This window comes from Clostridia bacterium, assembly GCA_035628995.1.
Classification (GTDB): Bacteria; Bacillota; Clostridia; order Lutisporales; family Lutisporaceae; genus BRH-c25.
This window is the reverse complement of record DASPIR010000014.1, coordinates 1-23,168: the sequence shown is the minus strand read 5'-3', so window position 1 is coordinate 23,168 and position 23,168 is coordinate 1. Positions and strand designations below refer to the sequence as shown.

At 38.8% G+C, this 23,168-nt stretch carries 18 protein-coding genes; 17 read left to right on the top strand and 1 reads right to left on the bottom strand.

Annotation, left to right across the window (positions count from 1 at the left end; genetic code table 11):
- Positions 1-65 precede the first annotated feature (65 nt).
- The 4 genes from VEB00_04650 to VEB00_04635 all read left to right on the top strand — a co-directional run bounded on the left by VEB00_04650 (position 66) and on the right by VEB00_04635 (position 4,897).
- Complete coding sequence (locus tag VEB00_04650; GenBank protein ID HYF82301.1) at positions 66-1,583, top strand: FGGY-family carbohydrate kinase; 1,518 nt, start codon at positions 66-68, stop codon at positions 1,581-1,583.
- Between the two features lie 29 nt (positions 1,584-1,612).
- Positions 1,613-2,698: a M42 family peptidase gene (locus VEB00_04645; GenBank protein ID HYF82300.1), complete on the top strand. Its 1,086-nt coding sequence runs from the start codon at positions 1,613-1,615 to the stop codon at positions 2,696-2,698.
- Positions 2,699-2,772: 74 nt separating this feature from the next.
- Positions 2,773-3,588, top strand: a complete 816-nt coding sequence (locus VEB00_04640; protein HYF82299.1) for a BtpA/SgcQ family protein — start codon at positions 2,773-2,775, stop codon at positions 3,586-3,588.
- A 328-nt stretch (positions 3,589-3,916) separates the two neighbouring features.
- On the top strand, positions 3,917-4,897 hold the full coding sequence (locus tag VEB00_04635) for an MYG1 family protein (GenBank protein HYF82298.1): 981 nt from the start codon (positions 3,917-3,919) through the stop codon (positions 4,895-4,897).
- Between the two features lie 68 nt (positions 4,898-4,965).
- Here VEB00_04635 and VEB00_04630 read toward each other — a convergent pair whose 3' ends face one another.
- Positions 4,966-7,440, bottom strand: coding sequence for a hypothetical protein (locus tag VEB00_04630; GenBank protein HYF82297.1), 2,475 nt, complete (start codon positions 7,438-7,440; stop codon positions 4,966-4,968).
- Positions 7,441-7,689: 249 nt separating this feature from the next.
- Here VEB00_04630 and VEB00_04625 point away from each other — a divergent pair, with 249 nt between their 5' ends.
- The 13 genes from VEB00_04625 (at position 7,690) to plsY (ending at position 23,008) form a co-directional block, all read left to right on the top strand.
- Positions 7,690-8,280, top strand: coding sequence for a TetR/AcrR family transcriptional regulator (locus tag VEB00_04625; GenBank protein ID HYF82296.1), 591 nt, complete (start codon positions 7,690-7,692; stop codon positions 8,278-8,280).
- A gap of 41 nt (positions 8,281-8,321) precedes the next feature.
- A complete protein-coding gene (locus tag VEB00_04620) occupies positions 8,322-9,110 on the top strand; it encodes an EFR1 family ferrodoxin (GenBank protein HYF82295.1) in 789 nt (262 codons plus the stop codon).
- Positions 9,111-9,497: 387 nt separating this feature from the next.
- Positions 9,498-11,144, top strand: coding sequence for a methyl-accepting chemotaxis protein (locus tag VEB00_04615; GenBank protein HYF82294.1), 1,647 nt, complete (start codon positions 9,498-9,500; stop codon positions 11,142-11,144).
- A 623-nt stretch (positions 11,145-11,767) separates the two neighbouring features.
- Positions 11,768-12,334 (top strand): glycerol-3-phosphate responsive antiterminator, encoded by a 567-nt coding sequence (locus VEB00_04610; GenBank protein ID HYF82293.1) that lies wholly within the window; start codon positions 11,768-11,770, stop codon positions 12,332-12,334.
- A gap of 142 nt (positions 12,335-12,476) precedes the next feature.
- The gene (locus VEB00_04605) at positions 12,477-13,175 is read left to right on the top strand and encodes an MIP/aquaporin family protein (protein HYF82292.1); all 699 of its coding nucleotides are present in this window, start codon (positions 12,477-12,479) and stop codon (positions 13,173-13,175) included.
- Between the two features lie 37 nt (positions 13,176-13,212).
- The gene (gene glpK, locus VEB00_04600; GenBank protein HYF82291.1) at positions 13,213-14,703 is read left to right on the top strand and encodes a glycerol kinase GlpK; all 1,491 of its coding nucleotides are present in this window, start codon (positions 13,213-13,215) and stop codon (positions 14,701-14,703) included.
- Between the two features lie 169 nt (positions 14,704-14,872).
- Positions 14,873-16,357 (top strand): NAD(P)/FAD-dependent oxidoreductase, encoded by a 1,485-nt coding sequence (locus tag VEB00_04595; GenBank protein ID HYF82290.1) that lies wholly within the window; start codon positions 14,873-14,875, stop codon positions 16,355-16,357.
- A gap of 9 nt (positions 16,358-16,366) precedes the next feature.
- Positions 16,367-17,623, top strand: coding sequence for an FAD-dependent oxidoreductase (locus VEB00_04590; protein ID HYF82289.1), 1,257 nt, complete (start codon positions 16,367-16,369; stop codon positions 17,621-17,623).
- Between the two features lie 14 nt (positions 17,624-17,637).
- A complete protein-coding gene (locus VEB00_04585; GenBank protein HYF82288.1) occupies positions 17,638-18,000 on the top strand; it encodes a DUF1667 domain-containing protein in 363 nt (120 codons plus the stop codon).
- A 22-nt stretch (positions 18,001-18,022) separates the two neighbouring features.
- Positions 18,023-19,441: a sigma 54-interacting transcriptional regulator gene (locus VEB00_04580; GenBank protein HYF82287.1), complete on the top strand. Its 1,419-nt coding sequence runs from the start codon at positions 18,023-18,025 to the stop codon at positions 19,439-19,441.
- 177 nt (positions 19,442-19,618) lie between these two features.
- A complete protein-coding gene (locus VEB00_04575) occupies positions 19,619-20,827 on the top strand; it encodes a magnesium chelatase (protein HYF82286.1) in 1,209 nt (402 codons plus the stop codon).
- Between the two features lie 73 nt (positions 20,828-20,900).
- Positions 20,901-22,214, top strand: a complete 1,314-nt coding sequence (locus VEB00_04570; GenBank protein HYF82285.1) for a vWA domain-containing protein — start codon at positions 20,901-20,903, stop codon at positions 22,212-22,214.
- 134 nt (positions 22,215-22,348) lie between these two features.
- A complete protein-coding gene (gene plsY / locus VEB00_04565) occupies positions 22,349-23,008 on the top strand; it encodes a glycerol-3-phosphate 1-O-acyltransferase PlsY (protein HYF82284.1) in 660 nt (219 codons plus the stop codon).
- The last annotated feature ends 160 nt before the right edge of the window (positions 23,009-23,168 follow it).

Genomic DNA, 23,168 nt, shown 5'->3' with positions numbered 1-23,168 from the left:
CATGTTTTCATTGGAAATAGAAATGGTTATCTTTACTGATTACCTAAAAAAAGAGAGGTGCGTTTATGAATAAAAAGTATCTTTTGGGGGTTGATGTCGGCACATATGAATCAAAGGGTGTGTTATGTGATGCCGATGGTAAAATACTCAACATGCAGACGTCTCCTCATCTTATTAAGATACCTAAGCCAGGTTGGGCAGAACATGACCCCATGGGTGATTGGTGGGCAGATTTTTGCAGTATTACCAAACGACTATTAGAAAATACAGGAATAAACCCACGGGATATAGCTGCTATTGGCTGTAGTGCCATATCGACAGCGTTGGTTCCTGTGGATGAAAACTGCAATCCACTGCGTAATGCCATTCTCTATGGCATTGACACAAGGTCAGTTCCTCAGATAAAAGAATTAAACAGCACTATAGGCGAAGAAAGGATTAAGGAGATCTGTGGCAATCCTCTTACTGTTGATTTCACAGGCCCAAAGATTCTATGGATAAAGCAAAATGAACCTGAAATTTATGAAAAGGCCGCGCATTTCACCATGACTCAGGGATTTTTGGTTGCTAGACTAACAGGGGAATATATTTTAGATAAGTATTCTGCCAGTGGAGCTGGACCCATGTATAACTGTAAGACGGGTACTTGGGATGACAGCTTAACATCCTATATCACAGAGAAGGAAAGATTGCCGCGAATAGTAGACTCAACTGAAATAGTTGGGTATGTTACTGGTAGAGCAGCAAAGGAAACAGGACTTGCTGAGGGTACACCCGTCGTTGGAGGGAGCACTGATGCGTCTGCTGAAGCAGTTAGCGTTGGCGTAGTAGAACCGGGAGACTTTATGATAATGTACGGCTCAACAGTATATATGATAAAAGTAATGAATGAACCACCACAAAACACAAATATGCGGAGTGCAACCTATGTGTTTCCAGAGTTTAGTTCTGTGGTTGGAGGTATGGCTACAACCGGCTCTCTTACACGGTGGGTTAGGGACAATTTTGCAAAGGAGTTAGTTGAAAGAGAACAGTTAGGCGGACCAAATGCTTATGATACATTGTTTGCTGAGATAGACAATATAGGCCCGGGGGCAGATGGAGTAATAGTTTTGCCATATTTTAGCGGTGAACGTCTTCCTATTAATGACCCAAGTGCAAAGGGAGTTATTTTCGGTTTGAACCTAACACATACGAGAAGCCATATATTTAAAGCTGTCCTAGAGGGTGTTGGATATGGCATTGACCAATGTTTGGAGTTAATCCGCAGCTCGGAATCTCCAATTAATCGCATTACAGCAGTTGGAGGAGGTACAAAAAGCCTTGGTTGGATGCAAATAATAAGCGATATTACTGGCTGCATTCAGTCAATCCCTGAAATAACAGTTGGTGCAGCCTATGGTGACGCAATATTCGCAGGGCTTGGTGTAGGGCTTATCAAGTCAAGACAAGAGGTTAAGGGATGGATCAGAGAAAAGTATGTAACGATTCCTGATGTACAAAAGATGGAAATCTATCGTGGTTACAAAGAGAAATATGCCCAAATTTACAATTGTACTAAAGAGATAATGCATAGTTATTAATATGAAAAATCAGTATTGGAGGTTATAGCATGAGAATGGAGACTCTACTGAGAGAAATGGCTCTTATCCCTGCGCTTGCGGGAGCAGAACAAAAAATGGCTGCGTATATGGAAAAAAGATTCAAAGAGATAGGTTATGAAACTACTATTGATACATTTGGCAACTGTATTGCCAAGGTGGGCGGAACGGATCCGAAAGCTCCGACTGTAATGGTGTTTGGGCATATGGATCAACTTGGCTTCATGGTACGTAGAATTGATCCTGATGGATTTTTGAGACTAGAACGGCTTGGTGGAATTCCTGAAAAGGTTCTACCTGCTACACCAGTACAGATTCAGACTGAAAATGGTGAAATGATTGATGGGATTATTGGCGTCAAGAGTCATCATGTAACTCCTGCAGAAGAGAAATACAAGGTGGACACTTATATGAACCTGTATATCGATATAGGAGCAACAAGCCGAGAACAAGTCGTAGCACTTGGAATTGAGATTGGCGCTCCGGTTGTTTACAAGCCGAATTTTGTAAAGCTTCAGGGAACACGTGCTTATGGCACATCATTTGATAATAGGGTGGCATGTGCAATTATCATGGATATGGCATATAGATTAAAGGAAAATCCTCCAGAAGCGAATGTTTATCTTGTGGGAAGTGTTCAAGAGGAATATAACTTACGTGGTGCAATGATGGCAGCAAGGACTATCAAGCCAGATATTGCAATTGCACTTGACGTAAATATCGATGGCCAAACACCGGATATGGTGGGTAAGAATGATGTCGTGATGGGAAATGGTCCGGTAATGAGCATGTATAACTTTCATGGAAGAGGGACTCTCAACGGAACGATTCCTCATCCGGGAATGGTAAAGCTTGTTAAGCGTGTTGCCGAGCGAGAAAAGATTAATCTGCAGCGCAGTGCGTCTATTGGTGGTCTTACCGACCTTGCATATGTACAGCTTGAGGGAACTGGTGTTGTAGGTATTGACATAGGAACACCGGCAAGATATACTCATTCACCAGTAGAGTTATGTGACATCAAGGATGTAGAATTAACTAGTGACTTGGTGATGGCGGTAGTATATGCTATCAAAGCAGGAGCTAAGTTCGAGAGATAGCATTGAAATATAATAATTACAGTAAATAAGCTATGGGCTAGGTTAATACCGTATGCCAAAAAAGGAGAAAGAATATGAGCTGGATTATAGATATACTAAAAACAAATAAACCTATTATTGCCATGTGTCATCTACAAGCAATGCCTGGAGACCCGGGTTATGATAAGGTTGGAGGAATGAAAAACGTAATGGAAAAAGCACGCCATGATTTGCACGCGCTTCAAAACGGTGGAGTAGATGCAGTTATGTTTTCAAATGAGTTCAGTATGCCATATATGACAACAGTACGTCCTGAGACCACAGCTTCGATGGCAAGAGTCATTGGAGAATTAATGAGTGAAATTTCAGTGCCTTTTGGTGTCAATGTTTTATGGGATCCTAAAGCATCTATTGATCTTGCTGCTGCGACGGGTGCAAGGTTTGTAAGAGAAATATTCACAGGGGTATATTCCAGTGACTTTGGACTCTGGAATACAAATTGTGGAGATGTTGTGCGCCATAGATCCCACATTGGGGCAGAAGACGTGAAGTTACTGTTTAACATCGTCCCAGAAGCTGCAAAATATATTGGCGATAGGTCAATTGCTGATATTGCTCGGGGCACAATCTTTAACTGCAAACCGGATGCATTGTGTGTTTCAGGCTTGACTGCAGGCACAGAAACCAATTCACAATCATTGGAAATCGTATCAAATGTAGCAGGAGACACGCCAGTTTTTGCCAATACAGGAATGCGATTAGATAACATTGAAAAGCAGCTTTCTATAGCATCAGGTGCAGTTGTTGGAACTACTTTCAAAATAGAGGGGAAGTTTGAAAACCTTGTGGATGAAAATAGGGTGAAGACATTTATGACTAAAGTAAAAGAGTTTAGACGTAATTTATCTTAGTCCTATCGGAATCTCTAAAGTAGTATCCATACTTGTGAAGATAGAGTAATGTTCTATATGAAGAAGTGTAAATTTTAATGATGTGAACGTTTTTGTCAAAGCTTTGAGGTAACTGACGCATTATGAAGCTGCTAACACTGTAAGCCTATCAGTGTGCGTATGGCAGAGGGAATTTTAAATCACTGACTGCGCTGGCCAAAGGGGCTCGATTCCCCTCGCCTCCACCAAAAAATATGTGAATTTACATAAAAAGCGCTGCATTTTTGATGCAGTGCTTTTGTATATATGCGGTTATTTCGCCAAATACTAGACAAGGATTAATGCTTTAGTGAGGAGAAGTGATACTATCAGTATAAAAAAGGAATTCAAAAGAGTTGGGACACATGATGGTCGGTTTCATGCCGATGAAGTAATGGCAACAGCTATACTTAAGGAGCTTTATGATTTAGAAGTTGTCAGAACAAGGGATATGGGCATACTAGGCAGCCTTGATATAGTTTATGATGTGGGAGACGGTGAATACGACCACCATAATATTGAGAAGAAATATCGTGAAAACGGAACACCTTATGCAGCCTGTGGTTTAATCTGGAGGCGGTTTGGAACAGAAGTCATACATTCAAAATGTCAGGAGTTGTCTTTGGAAGAGTCAGTAACAATTTTTCAACATATTGATCTAGGCATAATACAGGGCATTGATGCTATTGATAATGGGGTTAGGACGGTTATAAACATAATTCCTACAATGAATATTTCAACTATTATTTCTGGGTTTAATCCGCCATGGGATGTCAGTATATCAGAAAATAATCAGTACTTTAGTGAAGCAGTCAAAATTGGGTCCTCAGTGCTTGATAATGCATTAAATGAGCAAATTGCTGTAATGAAAGCGAAAGCGCAGATAATCGAAGCATATGGAAAACGCATAAGGCAAGAAGTTCTTGTATTGGATAAGCCTTACCCATGGACATCCATATTAAATGAGATTGACATTAGGAAAGAGATATTGTTTGTAATCTTCCCGAGGGATGGAGAATTTCTAATTCAGACAGTACGAGGCAGCGGTGGGTCTTACAGGAATAGGAAAAGCCTTCCCAAGTCCTGGGCAGGCAAGCGGGAGCATGAGCTTAACGAAGTGATTGGTATTCAGGATGCGATTTTTTGCCATCCGGCAAGGTTTATTGCTGGAGCTAAGTCTTTTGAGAGTATCTTAAAGATGGCTGATATAGCAATCAGAGAGCCTGTTGCAGCAGTTAAAAGAGGATTCCTGCACAACCTAAGAAGATTGACATTCCGTGAACGCCCATAAGGTAAGTAGTAATGAGCAATCTTAACATTAATATAGGACGGTGTAAGCCGTCCTAAAACTTTCATTTGCTATAAATTTTTATAGAAGTTCAGTGTCTCGATCATTTCTTCATCAAGAATGATCCCTTTTCGAGTATATCTTGCATATCTGTTTTCAAGATCTTTAGCTTGTTTAGCCCTCAGATTTCTAAATTGATTTGCTGCTGCAGCGAAGCTGGGGTGATTGAGCAGCTTTTCTCTTATCTCCTTGGGGAAGGGACAATATTTGAGAAAAATGTCTCTTGTGAGCTTATTAAGCCGTGTATTTCCATTAGACTCATAATTTAACCAGGTTATATAATCTGAAGCAAAAATATGCCTTGAAATATTCTTGTATTTCTTTATCTGCAGCTTTAACTTTTCTTTACTCTCTTCAGAAATATCCTTATTTTTCTTATAAAACTGGAGGTAATCCATATATTCTGATGTTAAAGATTTTATACTGATATCATTCCAAGACACACCCATCATAGTTTTACACAATTCCCAACGGAATTCTCCTATTAATCTTTGAATCATATCATCGATATTTCCATCAGTGAAAATCGGTATTATGAAGCGACCTGGAGTATTTCTTACTCTACCGCTTATTTCCTGCCACATTGTTGAATTGGTTCCGTAAGCAGGCATCAGAATTATATCGGGCCTAACGGATTGCATGATGAATTCTTTTTCAATTCCTTTTTTCATATTAAAATATGAAAGCTCACGATGAAAAGCCGAAAAGTCAATAGCAAGAACCTTCTGAATGGCATTATTTACTTTTTCGGGAGTCACCAAAGCCTTATCCATATCCCTTACAATAACTTCGTCATAAAGTATAGGAAAGTAAGTGCTTATATTCCTATTGCACAGCCTATGATTTTGCTTGAACATATTGCTTATTTCAAAGCTCAGACGGGCATCTGCATTATTTTCATATTCTGCTTTATCCTCATCTTTAACTTCGCCTTGCTTTTTTAACTCTCTGAACATGTCAAAATAGTCCATTGAAAAATCATTGACTGAAGGATTCTTCTTTTTATTATATATTAATTGAAGCCAGCTTTTCATACTGAATACCGCGGTTTGTTCTTTGGCGGTTTCTTCACTGATTTCATAAAGCGCCCATAAATTCTTAGGGCTTAGCAGCTTTTCATCCATATAGGAATATGTCAGAAACATATGGAACAGCTTATCCTGTTTTTTTTCGATAGTAACCCTCTTAAGAACTGCTTCGTATACTTCAAAAAAGACTGATGTCAAATCCCTTCTTAAGCTTTTTATCTGTTCATCATCTGACAGCTTTTCCTTGAGTCCACGAAATACACTTAAAGAGGACATAAACAGATCATAACGTTCTTTTGAAATGTTAGAATACTCTAGTATTTTCTCAGCACTGTTTTTAAGCTCCTCAGGTATATCTTCATTAATTGCATGGGATTCAGATAATAATGAAGTATTTGTAACCTTACGCTTTAAACCAGTTATTGAATGCTCTACCTTATGCTCTAATGATTTAGTATTGACTGCAAGCACGTGGTCATAGTCACTCTTAAACATTGCTGCTATATCCTTTATTATATATACTATATAATTCTGTACTTCAATCATATCTATCGGGTCATGTATACTCTTTTCCAGCTGAGCTCCTGCCTTAAGATATTCCCCCAAAATGCTTGTTTGATTTTCAGAATATAACAATTCTACATATTTTTCAGCAATGTTGAAGGCTTCTTTGATTTTATGCAAGATACTTTCTAAAAGGAGTGAACTATCAGTACAATTATATTGTGATATAATAAAGCTTTCATTTAAGAACTGCTTTTTCAAATCTACATTAAGGCCGCATATGTATTTATAGTAGTTCATTTTTAATGTGTCAATTTCCTCACATGGAAAATAATCATATTCAAAATGACTGCACCCTAGGAATTCAATATCAAAAGAACAGGGCAAAAGCATTTTTTCTTCTTTCATTTCTTGAAGCTTAAACGTACTGTCTCTAAAAGCTGAATGAACAGGTTCGTATGCAAAACCATGCTTGTCCTTTAGCATCCAAAAGAAAAGGCATAGATTATCAGCTGTTATACTAAGAAATTTGATAAGCTGCTCCAGCTTTTGCAGTGACGCATAGGAATATTCTATTAATTCGGAGATAGAATTCATAATATAGGTCGAGTAGTCATTCTTTTGCATGAATAATTCTTCTATTCCACTAACGTTGTCTACAAAATAGGAAAAAATTATTGAGTCCTCTGAAGCACGATAGCTGAAAGTATGCTTGTTTGACAAGAATAAGTCATTGGCTCCAATGAATATATTCTGGTCGATGCTGAAAAGCTTATAACTTTTAGCTATCAGTTGATTTTCATCTATGTTTTGCAGGTCCTCAAGTGGAGATATATATACATCTACCTTGCCCTTTGCAAGTATATTTACAGAATTAGCACTTTGACCCTGTAAGAAAATGGGCTTGCCTGCTTTAAATGTGCAGCTGCCATTTGAGCCGGATACTATGCTCACACCAAACCACCGCCTTAAACTGAAAATGTCAATCATTAATATAATACCATATTTACCAATTGGAACAAACATAATATAAACACTATTAAGGAGTAATCAAGAAAAACAGATTATTCAAGGAGAGGATACAAAAAAATAACTAATAGCTTTAGTATTATAGAGAAAGCAAAATAAAGCTAAACTATTCTTGACAAACAATCAAACAAAAGTGTAGAATGTTAGATGGTAAGAAGGTTTGAAGGAGGCAAAATGGAAACTCAAGATAAGAGGACGGATATAGTAAAGGCTGCAAGTTCATGCTTTGCCAGGTATGGGTACGAAAAAACCACACTTGATGATATAGGAAAATTGGTGGGTTTGAACAAAGCGTCTTTGTATTATTACTTTAAGAACAAGGAAAGCATCTATACAGAAGTCATTTATTCAGAAACGAATACATTTTTGAGCAGTGTTTTTGCTGAAGTGGATAAGGTTCAAGGGTGTAAGGAAAAAATACTCACCTATCTGACGGAGCGGCTCAAATTTATAAAAGATGCATTGAATCTGAATCAGCTGAGTATTGACAGTGCCCAGAAAATAGCACCCTTATTTAATGAAATGTACAGTAGAATCATCGAAAAAGAAATAGCACATTTATCTGGAATTTTGGGATGCTGCATCAAAGACGAAGAAATTATTTCTTGTGAGACTGACAGAATTGCAAAAAGTATTATTATTGTTGCTGAGGCTATCAGAAGCAGGATAGACTGCCATTTATCATCGGATGAGACATATAATGAGACTTTAAAGGAAATAAAATTTACAGTTTCATTAATACTCGATGGTTTAATGAAGAAATAGTGTAAGACAAGGCATATTAAATGGAAAGGTGGTTTCTCATAATGGCAAATATAATATTCTACTTTACTGGTACTGGAAACAGCTTGGCGGTAGCGAGAGATATCGCTGATAAAATCGGAGATACCAAAGTTGTGTCGATTGCGGAGGCAATGAAAGAAAACAGTGTAGACCTGTCATTTGAAAGGATCGGCTTTGTTTTTCCAGTATATTATTCCAGTGTTCCTGCTATTGTAAGGCGGTTCATTAAAAAGCTGAGCTTCAACAAGTCTCAGTATATCTTCGGTGTTGTAACTTTCGGAGGGACTCATGGGTTGGCCTTCTCGCAATTAAGCCAATTGATTGCAGAACGTGGTGGATTTTTAAATGCAAATTTTCGGGTGCCTATGCCGGGAAACTATATCGTTAAATATGGTGCATTTCCCCATGTAATCCAGAGGACACTTCTAAAAAAAGAAAAGAAAAGAGCCGGCAGTATTTCAATAACAGTGAAGGAAAGAAAATCTACTCGTATAATGAAAGGGGATTTATTATCCCGGCTTACTATTGGCCCTGTGAACAAAATATTGACTGGAATCGGCAGTATGGCAGAAAATTTCCACACTACTGAAAAATGTAACGGATGCGGAACATGTGAACGGGTATGTCCAGTCGGCAATATTAAAATGGAGGGTGTGCAGCCCAAATGGGGCAATGCCTGCGAGCAATGTGTCGCCTGTATACAGTGGTGCCCTATGCAAGCTATTGAATATGCTGATAGAACAGCAAAAAGGAAGCGTTATCAGAATCCGGAGGTTAGGCTGTCGGATTTGTTTTCAAACTCAAAGATATAAAAAGTAAAAGATAAGCTGTACTTGTCGTATTGACTAATACAGCTTATCTTTTTATTTCATGCTGCTGGGAAATGTAATTTTAAAGGTTGTACCCTATTGGAAGCAAATTCAGTACTCTGTTTGTTCGGACATAATAAATACATTTTTTGAATAGTTTCTCAAAAATGTATATTTCTTAGGAGGAATTTTTAAGTCAATATAGAATTTAACTTATATTCGTTTATGCTCGATTGTATACAAACTGTATACAATATGAGTACAATTGAGTAGACATAATGAAGTGCAAGATTCAACATGAAACAAATTATAAGGATTACGTTGCAAAATGACAATTTGAAAAGCACTTAAGATTCTAGAAATTGTTGCATTATAGGGAGGAGATATTTTATGAACTCAATTAGCAGAAACAGATTTCAAAACTTTTTTAGCCTGGTATTGGTTTTATGGACGCCTATTTTGATCTATTACATTATTCAAAGCATATTGCAAAGTGTTATTAACAATTCAGTTGTATTTCTTCTAATTACCCTGGCTGTGGTTATGCTCCTAGCTCCGGTAATTTATCATTTATGGTTCAAGTCTTTTATTGGCATTTCAAAACACTTGGCTGAAGCTGAAGATGGCGATATAGCTGCATATCTGAAAAAATCAAAAGGTATAAAAATCAAAGACAAAATCCTACTTCAAGTTGTTAAGTCAGTCGAACAGATTTTAGAAGGTTTTTTAAGAATGATTGGGAAGATGCAAAGAACATCGGATCAACTGAATTTTTATGTGGATAATCTTGCAAAGGAAACAGAAAATGCAAATACTGCAGCTCAGCAAATTGCAGTATCAATAGAGGAAATTGCTAAAGGGGCAAGTGAACAGGCTCTGGCAGCCCAGGAAACATCAGAAAATATAACCAGTCTGGTAGGCATGGCAGAGGAGATTGATCATGAAACGGGTAAAGGCGAGGCTATTATAAAGAACATAGTATTAAAGGTTGAGGATACAAAAAAAGTTTTGGAAGGTCTGTTGGAACACTTAAAATTATCAGCAGAAGATAGCAGCAACTCAGTGGAAAGCATGAAAAATCTGAAGGATAAGACATCAAAAATAACTGATTTTGTCAATATAGTTACAGAAATCGCTGAAAGGACTAACTTGTTAGCTCTAAATGCAGCAATAGAAGCTGCAAGGTCTGGAGAACATGGTAGAGGTTTTTCGGTGGTGGCAGAAGAGGTAAGGAAATTGGCCGAGCAATCTTCCAGGGAAGCGGAAAAGATCAGAATTATTGCCATGGAAATTCAGGCTGAAGCCAATAAAGCAGCAGAGGTAATCATAAGAGGTCAGGATAAGGCAAAGGAGAATATCAATAGAGGCGAAAGCTCAAGCGTATTTTTTGATGAGATGGTAAATGGGATTAATGAACTGGACGGCTCAATGGGAAGTATTAAACATTTGTCATTAAATCAGGTATCCAATGTTCGAATAGTATTGGATGCAGCTGAAAAAATGGCAGCTGTGTCGGAGGAGACGGCAGCAGGTGCCCAGGAGGTTGCGGCTTCAAGTGAGCAGCAGATGGAGTCCTTTGAAGGTATAAGAGATAATGCAGAAACGTTATATTCCATATCGAATGATTTACATAATATATCCACTGGGATAATTGCTAAATATCAAATTCCTGAGGAGGTCAAGGCGGATATAGAAAAGGCCAAGGTTGAATTGATAAAGCTTTCGAAGGAAGAGTTTGTGAGAAAAGGTAATATTGAAATGCAAAGAAAGGTTTTTAAGGAGCAAGCAAATAAATTCGGTTTTTTATTCATTGGATCAAGAGATATGAATGGAGAATGTATATATATAACAAGCGAGAAAAAAACTGAAACTGTCATATACCGCCCTTGGTTCCAAGAGGCTTCACAGGGTAGACCAAATGTATCCGTACCATTTGTATCCAGCCAATCCAATAGATTAGGTGTAAATGTAGCAGCACCCATAATGGATGAGATGAATCAGGTAATAGGGGTATTGTCAGCAGGTATGGAGATATAGTAGAGGATATCACAGGTATTAGCAATCGTCTAAGAAGAGACTGAAGCCTTCTTTGAAGGACAAAAGACAGCCGAGGACACGGTAAAGACTATCCAGGATAGAGTGAATACTTATATAAATGAATAAAGCAGAGATAATAACTGTTCAACACTGACTTCCAGCACTACATTCTATATAGAATGTAGTGCTTTAAATTTTTTGTATTCTGATTGAGCAAAATTAAAAATTCACTTAAGCATAAATTCGAGAAATGTATAGTAGTAATTATTGAGTTGGTACATCTTCTATGTAAAGGTTTTATTAAATTTTGAATATATAAATTGTGTTGATTATCTATACAATAATTGACTTTATTAGAGCAAATTCGACACTAAATAAATTATTAAAACTTAGAAAAATATGGAGGAATAGTAAATAATTTAAAGAACTTTAATTGTACACTCTCAAATTATAATGCATCTAAAAAATTGCTATAGTTTACCAACGATTATTACCATTATTCAATAAAATTTGGTAAAAAGTATCAACGAAGTTTCTAAATGCTATAAAATATTGAGAATAATAGTGCTTTTAAGTTCTGGCATGGATATTGCTATAATAAATTAAATTAGGGAGGTATTTTGATGTCAAATGAATTTTATACTATGATTTATAAAAACCCGATTATTGCTGCTATAAATGATCTCAACAATATTGACCTTGCAATTAAATCACCATGCAATGTAGTTTTTCTGTTGAAGGGTGACATTTCCAATATAAAAAGTATCGTTGAAAAGTTTAAAGATGCAGGAAAGTGTGTACTTGTACATATTGACTTGATAGAGGGATTTTCAAAGGATGCCGTAACGTTAAAATATTTCCACGACAATATAAAGCCTGATGGGATAATAACGACAAAAAGCAGTCTTATAAAGATAGCGAAGAATAACAGCATATTCATCATACAAAGGCTCTTTGCGCTGGACTCGTTATCTTTAGCAAGTGGGATAGAATCATTGCACTCAACGAAGCCGGATGCTGTTGAAATTTTACCCGGTATAATACCCAAGGTTATTAGAGAGGTTCATAGCAAAACCAGAATTCCAGTTATAGCGGGCGGCCTGATAAGGGATAAAGAGGATGTGATTGGGAGTCTGAATGCCGGTGCTATAGGCATATCCACCAGCATAAAGGAAATCTGGTATATGTAGAAATGCAATTTTCCCTTCATGTTACTGGTGGGAAAACTATAAAAGAGAAAGGGGGGGCGGGAAGCAAAAAAACTATAGGTTACGCTATTATATCGACATTGTAGAAACAGCTTAGAAAATCCAAAATTATAAGGAGGTAAACATTATGTCACCGTTTTTAAATGAACTCATAGGCGCAATGGTACTTATTATATTTGGTGGAGGCGTATGTGCGGCAGTTACGCTAAACAAGTCAAAATCACAGGCATCAGGCTGGATTGTGATAGCTGTAGGATGGGGTCTTGCAGTTGGTATGGGTGCTTTGGCAGCACCGGGAGCTTCATTTAACCCGGCTCTTACTATAGCAAGCGCAGTAGTTGGATCTTTAGCATGGGCTTTGGTACCTGGAATTATAGCCGGACAGATGATTGGAGCTATAATAGGTGCTACAATAGTATGGTTGGTTTATTTGCCCCACTGGGCGATAACCGAGGATAAATCTGCAAAGTTGGGTGTATTCTGTACAGCTCCTGCTGTCAGAGATTATGGAAAAAACTTCCTTACTGAAATGATTGTTACTGCTGTTCTGGCATTTATGGCCCTGGCCATCGGAGCCAACAAAATGGTTGACGGCCTTGGACCAATGATGAGTGTTGCAATGATAACAGCAATAGGTTGCTCACTCGGCGGACCGACAGGGTATGCAATCAATCCTTGTCGTGACCTTGGCCCGCGTATTGCCCATGCCATACTCCCTATAGCAGGGAAAGGCGGTGCGGATTGGGGTTATTCCTGGGTTCCAGTATTTGGTCCGATAGTCGGCGCAATATTAGGTTCATTCCTCTATTTGGGATTATTCTAGATCAAGACACAGAAAATAATTAAAAGGGGGAACACATATGGCTAAGTACATACTGGCATTAGACCAGGGTACCACAAGTTCAAGAGCTATTGTTTTTGGCCACGATGGCAAGATAGTCAGCGTAGCTCAGAAGGAATTTACACAGATCTATCCAAAAGCAGGCTGGGTAGAGCATGATCCAATTGAGATTTGGGCAACCCAAATTGGTGTGGCAAATGAAGCAATTGCAAAAGCGGGCATAACCGGTCAAGATATAGCTGCTATAGGTATCACTAACCAGAGGGAAACCACCGTAGTCTGGGATAAAAATACCGGAGAACCTGTATATAATGCTATAGTTTGGCAGTGCAGAAGAACAGCACCTATATGTGACGATTTGAAGGCAAAGGGACTTGCTGAAACAATCAGAAGCAAGACCGGTCTTGTAGTGGACGCCTATTTCTCAGGCACAAAGGTAAAATGGATACTTGACAATGTTCCTGGTGCAAGAGAAAGAGCTGAAAAGGGTGATCTGTATTTTGGAAATATTGATACATGGTTGATATGGAATCTGACTAAGGGTAAGGTTCATGTGACTGATTACTCCAACGCTTCAAGAACTATGCTGTTTAACATTCATGATCTTGCTTGGGATAAAGATATACTGAAAGAGCTTAATATACCTGAATCAGTACTTCCGGAAGCAAAACCATCAAGCTGTGTTTATGGGAATTCAGACCCGGGATTGTTCGGAGTGGAAATTCCTATAGCCGGTGCAGCAGGAGATCAGCAGGCTGCATTATTCGGGCAGGCATGCTACAAACCAGGTATGGCGAAAAACACTTATGGAACTGGCTGCTTCATGCTTATGAATACAGGGGAGAAGGCTGTTGCATCAAATAACGGCCTACTTACAACCATAGCATGGGGATTGGATGGTAAAGTAGAATATGCTCTGGAAGGAAGTATCTTTATCGCCGGTGCATCAGTTCAATGGTTGAGGGATGAATTAAAGATAATAGATAATGCTGCAGCAACTGAAGAGATGGCTGCTTCAGTTGAAGATACTAATGGAGTTTATGTAGTACCTGCCTTTGTCGGAATGGGCGCTCCGTATTGGGATATGTATGCGAGAGGCAGCATACTCGGCCTTACCCGTGGAGCCAACAAAAACCACTTAGTAAGGGCAACCCTGGAATCAATAGCTTATCAGACCAGGGACGTACTTGAAGCAATGCAGGAAGATTCAAAGATAACCCTCCAGGCATTAAAGGTTGATGGTGGCGCTGTTGCCAATAACTTCCTGATGCAGTTCCAGTCAGATATACTCGGCGTTCCGATTTACAGACCTGAAGTAACTGAAACTACAGCTCTTGGTGCCGCATATCTCGCAGGCCTTGCAGTCGGCTTCTGGTCAAATAAGGATGAGATAGCTGAAAAGTGGAATGTTGACAAGGTATTTAACCCATCGATGGATAAGAGCGTTAGTGAAAAGAAATATTCAGGATGGAGAAAGGCTGTCAGCAGAGCATTAAAGTGGGAGGACTAAACACTATTTACAAAGCTTAATCTGTATGATAAGCTTTACTTAGAAATGAATATTGAGGGCTTTTGAATTGGAGAGCCGCACAAGTTGACCTATGGAATGATAGGTTTGAACTAGTGCGGCTTTATTTTTTTAATAAAAATAAGATTTCTCTAAAAGAGGAGGAATATAAATGTTTGATATAGCAATTATCGGTGCTGGAATTGTCGGGTGTTCTATTGCAAGGGAGTTTTCAAGGTATGATTTTAAGACTGTATTGATTGAAAAAAACAGTGATGTGGCTGATGGTACAACAAAGGCCAACAGTGCAATAGTCCATGCTGGATATGATGCAAAACCGGGTACTTTAAAGGCAAAATTCAATGCTCCAGGCAGTATGATGTTTGAAAAGATATGCGGGGAGCTTGATGTTCCTTATAAAAAGACAGGATCGCTTGTTCTGACTTTCAGACCTGAAGAAATGAAGACAATACAAAAATTATATGATCAAGGCATTTCTAACGGTGTAACTGATTTAGAGATTATAGGCAAAGAAAGAGTACATGAAATAGATAAAAATTTGAGCAATGTAGTAGTTGGAGCGTTGTACGCAAGAAACGCAGGTATAGTTTCACCATGGGAGATGGCAATAGCTTTAGCAGAGAATGCCGTAGAGAATGGTGTGGAGATTCTGCTTGACAGTGAGGTAATCAATATTGAGAAAACTGCAGCAGGTTACAGAGTGTACATGCCAGATAAACATATAGATGCAAAATATGTTATAAATTGTGCGGGTTTATATTCTGATAAGATCAATAACATGGTGGCAGCTCCGAGTTTTAAAATATTGCCAAGAAGAGGTCAGTACAACATATTTGATAAAAGTATAGGCAACTTTGTAAACACTGTTGTATTCCAGTGTCCTTCGGATGTTGGCAAAGGGGTTCTAATATCTCCTACGGTCCATGGTAATATTCTCATCGGCCCTGACGCAGAGGATGTAGAAGAGAAGGACGCAGTACAGACTACACTGGAAGGTATCTCATATATATGGAATGCGTCATCCAGATCAGCAGAAGGATTACTGCCCGGGGCAGTGATTACAGCTTTTGCGGGTATCAGAGCAAGATCAGATACAGATGATTTTGTTATAGGTGAATCAAAAGAGGCAAGCGGGTTCATAAATGTCGCAGGGATTGAATCGCCAGGTCTTTCATCTGCCCCAGCAATAGCAGTGTATGTAGCGGACATATTAAAAGAGTTAATGGGTAGAGCTGATGAGAACATGAATTTCAATCCTATTAGGAGAAAAGTTATGAGATTCATGGAGCTTCCGGAAGAGGTGAAAAACAAGCTTATAAAACAGGACCCAAGGTACGGTAGGATCATATGCAGGTGTGAGAGCATAACGGAAGGAGAAATAGTTGATGCAATCCATAGAAAGGTTGGAGCCAGGACTGTAGACGGCGTAAAGAAAAGGGTAAGGCCTGGTACAGGGCGGTGTCAGGGAGGCTTTTGCGGACCGAGGGTTATGGAAATACTGGCAAGAGAATTGAAAATTGATATTAAAGATGTAGTAAAAAACAGTCGGAAATCTTATATTCTGACAGGGGAAACCAAAGACCACTGTTTATATGAAGTTATCAATGAGTTTGCTGCAGCATCAAAAGAAATTTGAGGAGGTGATATAATGCATGAATATGATATTGCAGTCATTGGAGGAGGACCGGCTGGATTGGCAGCTGCCATAGAGGCTAAAAAGAATGGAGCAGACGAAGTATTAATCATTGACAGGGACATAGAACTCGGAGGTATTCTGCAGCAATGCGTACACAATGGTTTTGGGCTTCATATATTCCAGGAAGAATTGACAGGACCGGAATATGCGGAAAGGTTTATCAATGAGCTAAAGGATCTTGGAATAGACTACAAACTTGACACCATGGTATTGGGCATAACTGAAGATAGGATTGTCAGCACAGTCAGCAGCTCGGACGGACTTGTCAGTATCAAGGCAAAGGCAATTGTGATGTCTATGGGATGCAGGGAAAGGTCAAGGGGAGCAATAAATATACCGGGTTCAAGACCAAGCGGTATATTTACCGCTGGTACGGCACAGCGGTTTGTCAACAAAGAAGGCTATATGGTCGGCAGAAAGGTAGTAATACTAGGTTCAGGGGACATTGGCATGATAATGGCCAGGCGGCTCATTCTGGAAGGGGCACAGGTTCAGGTAGTAGCGGAAGTCCTTCCTTATCCGGGTGGACTTATAAGAAATATTGTACAATGTCTCGACGATTATGATATTCCGCTGCTCCTCAGTCATACAATTGTAGATATTAAGGGAAAGGACAGAATTGAGGGAGTCACAATAGCAGAGGTTGATGAAAAGAGAAAACCGGTTAAAGGGACAGAACAGTATTATGAATGTGATACCCTCCTCTTATCAGTGGGTTTGATCCCGGAGAATGAGCTGTCCAAAGGCTTCGGTGTAAAAATAGATCCGGTTACCGGTGGGCCTGTTGTAAATGAATCCATGGAAACAACAGTTGAGGGCGTGTTTGCCTGTGGTAATGTAGTGCATGTCCATGACCTTGTTGATAATGTGACGGAAGAAAGCCGGAAGGCAGGAAGAAATGCTGCCAGGTTTATAAAAGATAAAACAAGTGTTTATGGTCATGTAATAAATACAAAGCCGGGTAAAGGCATTAGATATATAGTGCCACAGATTATAAGAGAGAACAACGTAGAGCACTCAATTGACTTGTATATGCGAGTGGATAGAATATTTAAGAATGAGAAGCTGGTAGTAAGGATCGGTGAAACTGTCATAAAGAAAATAAACAAAGCATACATGCGGCCTGGAGAAATGGAGCACATAAATATTACTGCTGAGGATTTAAAGGCAGGAGATCATTCATTATTAACTGTTGACGTTGAGTGAAAGGGGGTATGAATATGGGTAAGACGGCTATAACATGCACTATCTGCCCGATCGGCTGCACTATGGAAGTAAGCGAGGATAAAAGCAGTACTTCGGGTTATCTTGTTAGGGGCAACAGCTGCAAGAGAGGTGAAGGGTATGGGATTACAGAGGTTACTAATCCCACCAGAATATTAACTTCAACAGTAAAGCTGAAAAATACCAACTTAAAAAGACTGCCAGTCAGGACAGATAAACCAATACCCAAAAAACTGATATTTGCTTGCATGAAAGAAATTAACTCTATAGAAATAGATGCACCCGTTAAGCTCGGAGCTATATTGATTGAAAATATTTTTTCCACAGGGGCAAATGTAATTTCTTCAAGAACCGTTTAGTACGTGAAATGGAGGGTTAAAGGTGAAGAATAATGGTGTTACTAGCTTGAATATTAAATCCAGCATACCAACAAACAAGGACTTCTCAGGATTTGAGAGCTATCACCTGTTTGACAATTTACCTGATGGAGTATGCATAATAAATGAGCGCGGATATATTAAGTATTTCAACAGCAGCTATGAAAGGATAATGAAGGTTGGAAGCCACATCGAAGTTGGGACTAATATATTCATGACTAAAAATGATGATGTAATTTTGACTGCATTTAGAAAGAAAAAATGTATACGCGGCAATCTTGCTTTAAAAAAGGGCGTTGACCCTGTAAGCGTAAGTGCATCTCCAATATATTTTGATGCTGAATTCAAGGGAGTAATAGCAATTTACAGGGAAGAGGATACAAAGGAAAAGCATAGAAAAAGAGAAATTATCGAGCTCAATTTATCTTCTTATAACAATGATTTTGATGGTAGAGGGATGTTTGATGAGGTAGTCGGTGAAAGCAGCTCAATCAAAAAAGTACTTATGATAGCATACAAAGCAGCACAAACTCGTTCCAATGTGCTGATCACGGGAGAAAGCGGCACAGGGAAGGGGTTGATAGCCAAGGGCATACACAATAACAGCAGCAGGGCAAAAGGTCCATATTCAATAGTGAATTGCGGAGCTATACCATCGACGCTTTTGGAATCGGAGCTATTCGGATATGAGCAGGGTGCCTTTACAGGGGCTAATAGAAGGAAGATAGGAAAATTCGAGCAGGCAAATGGCGGAACAATCTTCCTGGATGAGATTGGCGATATGCCGGTGGATATGCAGGTAAAGATTTTGAGAGTCATACAGGATAAAGAATTTGAAAGGATTGGCGGCAATGAAACGATAAAATGTGATGTAAGGATTATCGCTGCAACTCACTGCAACCTTGAAGCACTGATGGAGAAAGGAGCTTTCAGAGAGGACCTGTATTATAGGCTTAATGTCGTGCCTATCTATGTACCGACCTTGAAGGAACGAAGAGAGGATATTTCCATGCTGCTTCAGTATTTTGTAAAAGAAATAAGTTCAAATATGGGAAGGGAAATTAAAGGTATCTCCAAAGAGGCAAACAGCTGTCTGCATAACTACGATTGGCCTGGCAATATAAGAGAATTGGAAAATCTAGTAGAAAGAGTCATTGCCCTGGCTGATGGCGATGAGATAGAAATCAGCAATCTTCCTTCATACATATCTTCACTTTATCAAGTAAACGTATGTACAGACTGCAATGCAACGCTTATTAATATGAATAACGCAGGGAATATAGCTACTTTGGAAGAGTATGAGAAGGAGATAATAAAACAGGCCTTGGTGAAGTATGGGAGTTTCAACGCTGCGGGGAAGGCTTTGGGGATTACGCATAAGACGGTGGCGCTGAAAGCCCGGAGATATGATATTGTTAAATAGAATGTATCGTATTAATCAATTGCAGACACCCTCCGGTTTCAGATTGCAGATTTAAACCGAAGGGTGTTTCATATAGATAGTATACCCCACCCTATAAGTACTATTGAGTTAAAGTTATTTTTATAAGAGAGCATAATAGTAACACTTTTAAGAATAATAGTATAGGGAGGGATATAATTGAAATATAACAATGATATTGTATTGCATAATGGAAACAGGAATATGGTTGAATGTCTTAAAATATCAGCACTATCGACTTACATTGGGGTGCCGGTACATGTACATGCCACAGGGCTGAGAGGGATCGGCAAGACGACGATAATCAGGGCATTTAAGAATGTACTTCCTTACATAGAAAGGATAAAAGACTGTTCTTTTAACTGCAGCCCGGAACATCCGGTATGTAATATGCACCGTGGAATGAGCAAAGAAGGAATAGAATCGCTGGGTAGAGAATATATACCTATGCCTTTTTTGGAAATATCCCATTCAGCAAAACCGGGGACCGTAGCTGGGGGTATAGATCTTAAAAAGCTGATAGACAAGGACAGCCCGGAAGCTGCTTTTTTACTGGGGACAATCCCACGAGCAAACCGGGGTATTATATTTATTGACGAAATCAATCGCCTGGCAGAAACATCAGCTCAGATCACAGATATACTGCTTGATGTAATGGGGACAAAACCGGGAAGGATACAGATTGAAGAGACAGGACTTTCTGATATTGAACTTCCTGTAAGTATATCAATCTGGGCAGCTTCAAATCCTGATGAGGAACCAGGACATATTAAGGATATAAGGAAACAGTTGAGCGATAGGTTTGACTTTGAGGTTAATGTGAAAAGGCCTGAATCGATTGAAGAGATAAAAGAAGTTATCTGTGGACCCGGCCGGTTTTATCTTGATGATCTGGAGCACACTCTGAAAATATTCAGTGAAGAAAAGGTAGGGGAACCGGAAGTCCCTGATGAAATATATTTGCTAATGGCAAAGCTCTATAAAAATTTCAGTATGGAAAGCATAAGACCTATAAAGTCAATTCTGCAAGGAGCAAAAATACTTTCAATGCTTGAGCATAGGAATCGCGTTACGAAAGAAAATGTTGTGAAGGTAATAAGCTATATGTCAAATATAGAGAGTGAATATAAGGAAAAGGCTATTCAATATTTGAAGACCGATTCTGACAACATAAACAATAATCCGGACGGTCTGGATTTACCGCGTGAGGGTTTTATGTCCAGACTGGCAAGTATGTCTAAAAAGAATGCGAAGGGAAAAAGCAGTTCAAACAGCGAATCCCTGGAGGATGCAAGGCCCCTTATAGATATTGATGAAGATAATTGGGTGGTTACAGGAAAGGACATAAGGAAAATTGATACACAATGAGATTTTCTTCAAGAATAAGATAATATCCGAATTAAACAGCCATCGGGGTGTGCGCATTGGGGAAAGCAGCATTGTGAGCACAAAACTCCATCTTTTCAATGTCGGTAAAGGTGAGGTTATAATCATAAAGTCAAAGGATTTGGGGAATAGCCTTTACGGACAGGAAAGCGCAGGCTCATATGTTCATATTGATACTTTTCACAGCGGCGGAAATGTTAATTGCAGTGAAATATTGAAAAGATTGAAAGAATTATTCATTCAAGGTGTGGAAATTGTTGTACAGGATAAAGAGAGTAATGGTGCTATCGCAGGAAACGGCAAGGATCTGTTTTTGCGTAACAGCTTTACAAACAGATCTCATGTTCATATTGCCATAAAGATACGGTCTGACATGTATGGAAAGATAATTCCTGCGGTTTGTACTATAGAAGAGTGTATATTGTCAGAGGGATTAAGTCTTAAAAAAATAAAGAAGTTCAGATGCCGAAGATATCGAATTTTCAGCAGTTTTCTCATATTCAAAAGTCCAAGGGATAAGTTTAGCGGTGAATACTCCGATACTCCAATACGAATGAAAAGAGGAGGCATGGATATCAGCGCTTTGGTCGGAGGAGGCTTATTCAGTAAAAATAATGGTATCGACAAGATAGAAAACACTGATAAAATCCAGAAGGTTATCAGATATCTGAAAAAGAATTCTTGTCTCATAAAAGAAGAAACAGAAGGAGATAAAGATGAGAATAGTAAAATATACATTCCTTATCATAAAGATGACTGGATTGAAAATATAGATATTAGCGGGACAGTAGTTTCTCTGCTCAAAAAGAGATATTGGATAAATCAGGACAGTGAAATTGAGGATAGAGATATAAAAGTATATAGAGGAGCTGTAAAAGATTATAGGAATACCATATTTATAATAGATAACAGCCAGAGTATGAGGGGGGATAATATAGAATCAGTCAAAAGAATGGTGATTGAAATATGCCGTAAGCTGAAAGGAGGGGCTGCAATAGTTACGTTTTCAAGTAAAAATGCATATCTGTACTCAAAGTTTACAAATAACAAAGAGTCTATCAGGAAATTGATAGACAAGATTGAGATTCAGGAGGTTACCCCTCTTGCCCATGGGTTAAATGTTGCGTATGAATATGCAGCCAGAAGCTTAAAGAAGAATATAAATATTGTATTGCTTACTGACGGTGAACCGAATGTACCCTTTAAGAGTGATTGCCCACTGACAGATTGTATTGAGGTTTCCGCTCTTATTAAGAAAAAGGGTTTTAATCTGTGCTGCATTTGCACGACAGATGAAACATCAGCCGTTGATAAGATTATAGAAGCTGCAAAGGGGAAGACATTTAACATCAACAGTTTTAAAATGTGACATTAAAGTGCTTACATGTTCTTTGCATTAAACAAAAGGAGCAGCAGCTTGCTGTATATATCCAATAAGAAGAGAACGTATTAGGTAAGACAAGCTAAATAACTGCTATCTAATATAAATGGGGAGGAATAATAATGATTAGTATGGTCAACATTGTTGTTATAATCATTCTCAGTTACCTTATTGGTTCCATACCTACCAGCATAATTGTATGTAAGATTATAAAAGGAATTGATATTAGAAACTATGGAAGTGGAAATGCTGGAGGCACAAATTCTTTCAGGGTTATGGGCTGGAAGGCCGGAATTTTGGTTGTAGCTGTGGATATTTTTAAAGGCTTTGCTGCAGCAGCATGGGTATCAAGATTAAATATATCCGGAGTTCCTACTGAAAACGGTATACTTGTTCCCATACTTGCGGGTGCTGCTGCTGTATTAGGGCATTGTTTCACTATATTTGCGCATTTTAAAGGCGGAAAAGGAATAGCTACTTCAACAGGGGTGCTGCTTGCATTATTCCCAATCGCACTTTTGGTTTCGGCTGCAGCATTTGCTGCAGTGCTGACCAGCAGTGGCTATGTGTCTCTAAGCTCATTGACGGCAGCTGTTGCCTTTCCCATCGCAATGATTACACTTTATTTATTAAATATGGATAATATCGGACTGGTGGCACTTGTGTTCAGTTTTATTATAGCGGCATTTATATTTTATACACATAGGAGCAATATAAAAAGGCTCATTGCAGGGAAGGAAAGCAGATTTGAAAGAGTTCGTGTCTTTGCTAGAAAGAGTTAATAGAAAGCACTGCATTTACTTGAATAGAACCCTAAAAAACGGACAGTGAAACTAAAAGCCTCCTATTGTAGAATAAAACTATGATAGGAGGTTTTGCTATGGCAGGGAAAAAAGGTATGAAACATTATCCTGGGTGGATGAAATACGAAGCATTCCGCAT